Raw genomic sequence first — 4,065 nt, 5'->3', positions numbered from 1 at the left:
ACTAGGCTGGAAAACGCCGGCGGAGGCGCTTGACGATCTTCTGTTATGAGTGAAAGTAACTGGTGTTGCGACGACCGTTTGAATCCGCCTTGGCTACCCCTATCGCTATGATGCACGAGCCCGCCGCGGTGGACCGGTCGGCGATCGTGCAGGGCCTGCTCCAGCGCATCGAGCACGAAGCTGGCGTGCGCCGCGCGCGAGGCCCGCCAGCCCACGATCCTGCGGGCATAGGCGTCGATGACGAAGGCGACGTAGACGAATCCGCTCCAGGTCGCGACATAGGTGAAGTCGGAGAGCCAAAGGACGTTCGGCCTTGGCGCCCTGAACTGGCGGTTGACGTGATCCAGCGGGCATGGCGCGGCCTTGTCGCTGATCGTGGTCTTAACCGGTTTGCCGCGGATAACCCCCTGCAAACCCATGCATCAATCGCGACACCGTGCAACGAGCAACATCGAAGCCTTCTCACTTGAGCTGCCGCCACACCTTGCGCGCGCCGTAGACGGAGAAGTTCTCATCGAAGACGCGCCGAACCTCGATCTTCAGCGCGGCGTCCTGCCTGGCTCGCGCCGACAGCTTGGCGGGATCGCGCCGCTTGGCCACATGGGCATGGTAGGTCGAGGGGGCGATCGGCAACACCTTGCAGATCGGCTCGACCCCATGCGCCCCACGATGATCGTCGATGAAGGCGATCATGGCTTGGACCGGCGGTCGAGCTCCGCCATCGCAAAATAAGCGCTTGCCTTGCGCAGGATCTCGTTGGCCTGCCGCAGCTCACGGTTCTCCCGTTCCAGGGCCTTCAGCTTCTCGGCCATCTCAGTCGGGACACCGGCCCGCTGCCCGCTGTCGATCTCGGCCTTCTTGACCCAGTCATGCAGCGTCTGCGGTGTGCAGCCGATCTTGGCCGCAATCGAGGTCACTGCCGCCCAGCGCGACGGGTGCTCGCCGGCGTGATCCAGAACCATCCGAACCGCACGGTCGCGGACTTCAGGCGAAAACTTGTTCGTGGTCTTGCTTGTCATGGCTCCATCCTCTCAGGAGTTGGAGCCTCCGGCAAACCCGGGGCGGTTCAATGGTGCATTCCGGCTCAATCGGAAGCTATGACTTGAGGGGAGCAACTGACGATGAGCTCAGCACGCTTGTCACAATCTTGAGTCGGCTGGAAGCTAGCACTGTCTGAGATTACTGTACTCATGGTGCTGGGCGCTCGGCGGCGAAGCATCGCAAATAAGTAACCTCCCAGCTTGCTTCTATAGCGGGAGCTCTACAGCATTCTGCCTGTTGACGAACTGCCCTCCGGCGTGATCTCGCATGGAGCGCGCTGGCGAACCGTCAGGGTTCCTTCCGTAGTTCTCCGGCCGACAACATACTTTCGCCTCCTCGGCTGCGTTAAAAGCGCCAGTATAGCTCTGAGGTGAGCTGGTAAAAAAGACGACGTGACGTGCAGCTGCATGCTCATCCCCTGGGAAATGCTCAAAACCATCTGCGTCCCGTTGAAGGTTAACTCGCCGTAGCGCAGATGCGCGAATCGCTCTCCGGCGGGTGCTATTGCATTTCATATGGAGCGCCAAATGGCTTCCACGTTAGGCGACAAGCTCGCGGAAGAGCAGATCACGAAAAGCTTGGACGAGCATTTTTCTAGCCTGGCGAGCTTGGCCCGCGAAAAGGGAGTCGGCCCTTTGGCCCGACCGACCAGGATGAAGACGTCACGCGCCCCGCCGGGCACGGGTCATCGATTGGCCGGTTGGCGCTATTTGGCTTTCATCGGTTCGCTATTTGTAGCATCGATTACTGTCGTCGGGTGGCGATGGTCATCGTCCGTTGATTCGACAATGATGGTCGCCGCAGTACCGCCCCCTCCGGTACAAACCGCGCCGAATGACGTTGCGCCGACTGCCGTTTCCGTGTCTTCCGAGATTGCGCAGCAGCTCCAACCGATGGCGCGCGATTTAGCTGCCTTGAGGCAAACGGTGGAACAGCTCGAAATGAGGCAAGAACAATTGGTCCGCGGCAATGAAAATCTCGCAAGCCAACTCAAGGCGAGCCAGGAAGAAATGGCGCGGAACCACAGTACCATCGACCAGATCAAGGCGACCCAGATCCAGATGGCGCGCGAAAGCCAGACACTCACCGAGCAACTCAACGCGAGCCAGGAACAACTCGCCCACGTCATCGCCAACGCCTCAGCGCCAAAGGCGATGCCTGAGGTGAGCTCCGGAGAACCAAAGGTGATGCCCGAAATACCATTGCCTCGTCCGCGTCAGGCGGCCAATGTCGCCCAGACGCAGAAGCCGGCGCCGCCGCAAGCCAAAAAACCGCAACCGTCATTGGCATGGCCATGGTCAGTGCACTAATGCAGCACACATCCCCTACCCTCAGATGGCGACCTGGGTTTGGTCTGAGCCCGGTTTCGTTTCCGCCTCGTCGAGGCCAGCGGACCTGGTGAAGCGTCGCGCGACTTACGTGTGCGGCTCGAGATCCAGCCGCCCACGTAAGTGGCCCTAGAGGCTCGGCTACGCAGCGCGCTGCATCCGTTCGACGCTCTGAGCTATATGGTCGCCCGCATCGTCTGCTACCTTGAGGGACATGTCGGCCATCCGACGGCTGCTGTCCATCGCGCTGCGGATCGTGTCGCGCACTAGATCCGTCTGAACGGCTGCCAAGTCGTGATGAGTTCGACAACGCCAGAGTTCATTCATTCTGTCCATGCTCCGCTCAATCTGTTGTCGAACGAACTCAAAGTACTCGCGCGAAACCCCGTTCATACCTTTAGCGACGGCTGTCGCGGAATACATGATGGTTTCGGCGTTGCGGGCTGAGCGTTCCGTCGACCGCTGCGCTTGGGGACTGATCGGCCGTGCGCCCTGTGGCTGTGCCGCGGAACGCGTAAAGTTCGGCTGGTAGCTTTCAATGTACGCGAAGGTCAGGTCTGATGTCCGCGTTGCTGTCAGAGAGCCGAATGTCACAGCCGTTCTTTAGTCGAAGACCTGCTCCCTTCGCGTGATCCTGCGGCCGTCGTCCCTTCAACCGTGGTGGTCTCACAGTGGCAGCGGTGCCGGGGCCCGATACCAGCACCTTCTTTCTTTAATCGTGCCCTTGGCCTTCTCGGTGACACCTCCATGTGCTTGCGATCCATACCGCGCTCCTTCATTTTCGGTGATGCATAACGCACGAGAGAGTTCGCCGCCATCGAACCGGTTCAGGGGCCGCATCCTATCGAAAAGATAACGGGCCGTTCCTGCATCAGCTCAAGGCGACCTGCGGAGTTCAGATGGGAGCTAGCTCGGCTTCACGCGGGCTTTCGGAGCTGCCGTGAGGAAGTCATCTCGGCTTCGGTCTCCTTGATTGTGCTGAGGACGTTTTTCACGGACGCTTCCAGACTCGATAAGGAATTCGGATCGGCTTCGATTTGCGGTGGACACCGTAAGTTGACTGGGCGAGCATGGTCCGCTCCCGCTTCGCAGCTGCGCATCGCGGCAAAGGCTAAGACACGTTCGGCATGCCTACGGCGAAATGGCAGTGACATCATAAAGCCAAGTGCCACGAGCACCATCATCATCACTAGCGACCCGTCGAGTGATCTGGTTATCGACGTCTCGTTGTGTTCGATAATGCGCGGCGGGGTGACCTGAACAACATCTGCCAAGACATCTTCCAGTGCCGTGCCGATCGTTTGCTCGCCTTGGCCCTCGACGACGGATGGTGGCGTGACTTGAACGTCATCCGGCGCGCGATTTACCGGTGGGCAGGTCAGTCGCTGATTGACGATTTCACCGTGAGGGCCGCGGACGGTACGGCGCAGACGGTGACCGTCACCATCGAGGGCAGCAACGAGGCCGCGGTCGTCTGCGGCGATATTTGCGGACGCGTGACCGAGCCAAGCAATTCCTGCGACGACCCCCCACGCGCGAGCGGCACCTTGTCCGACAAAGACGTCGATAATCCCGACGACACATTCACGGCGACGACATGTCCGCAGGCGAGCGACCACGGCTACGGCAGTTTCACGATGACGACCTGCGGCACGTGGACATACGTGCTCGACCCCGACGACCCGGAGGTCCAGGC

The 4,065-nt window shown here is 60.4% G+C and carries 3 protein-coding genes, 1 pseudogene and 1 other annotated feature; of the genes and pseudogenes, 2 read left to right on the top strand and 2 right to left on the bottom strand.

What is annotated here, in order from left to right; genetic code table 11:
• Positions 1 to 89 precede the first annotated feature (89 nt).
• A pseudogene (locus tag ABIB80_RS39140) lies at positions 90 to 1,019 on the bottom strand (IS3 family transposase); the annotation flags it as partial.
• Positions 619 to 735 (bottom strand) — a sequence feature (AL1L pseudoknot). (Overlaps the previous pseudogene by 117 nt.)
• A 549-nt stretch (positions 1,020 to 1,568) precedes the next feature.
• Here ABIB80_RS39140 and ABIB80_RS39135 point away from each other — a divergent pair.
• Positions 1,569 to 2,351, top strand: coding sequence for a hypothetical protein (locus ABIB80_RS39135; RefSeq protein ID WP_354129630.1), 783 nt, complete (start codon positions 1,569 to 1,571; stop codon positions 2,349 to 2,351).
• A gap of 159 nt (positions 2,352 to 2,510) precedes the next feature.
• Here the strand turns inward: ABIB80_RS39135 and ABIB80_RS39130 are convergent, their stop codons facing one another.
• Positions 2,511 to 2,963 (bottom strand): phasin family protein, encoded by a 453-nt coding sequence (locus ABIB80_RS39130; protein WP_354129629.1) that lies wholly within the window; start codon positions 2,961 to 2,963, stop codon positions 2,511 to 2,513.
• Between the two features lie 635 nt (positions 2,964 to 3,598).
• Between ABIB80_RS39130 and ABIB80_RS39125 the strand changes: the two genes are divergently transcribed.
• Positions 3,599 to 4,065 (top strand): VCBS domain-containing protein (locus ABIB80_RS39125; protein ID WP_311985950.1); only part of this gene is annotated, 467 nt, incomplete at its 3' end.

Origin of the sequence: Bradyrhizobium sp. i1.15.2, assembly GCF_040548425.1 — a bacterium.
Lineage (GTDB): Bacteria > Pseudomonadota > Alphaproteobacteria > Rhizobiales > Xanthobacteraceae > Bradyrhizobium > Bradyrhizobium canariense.
This window is presented reverse-complemented; position numbering and strand designations above follow the sequence as displayed.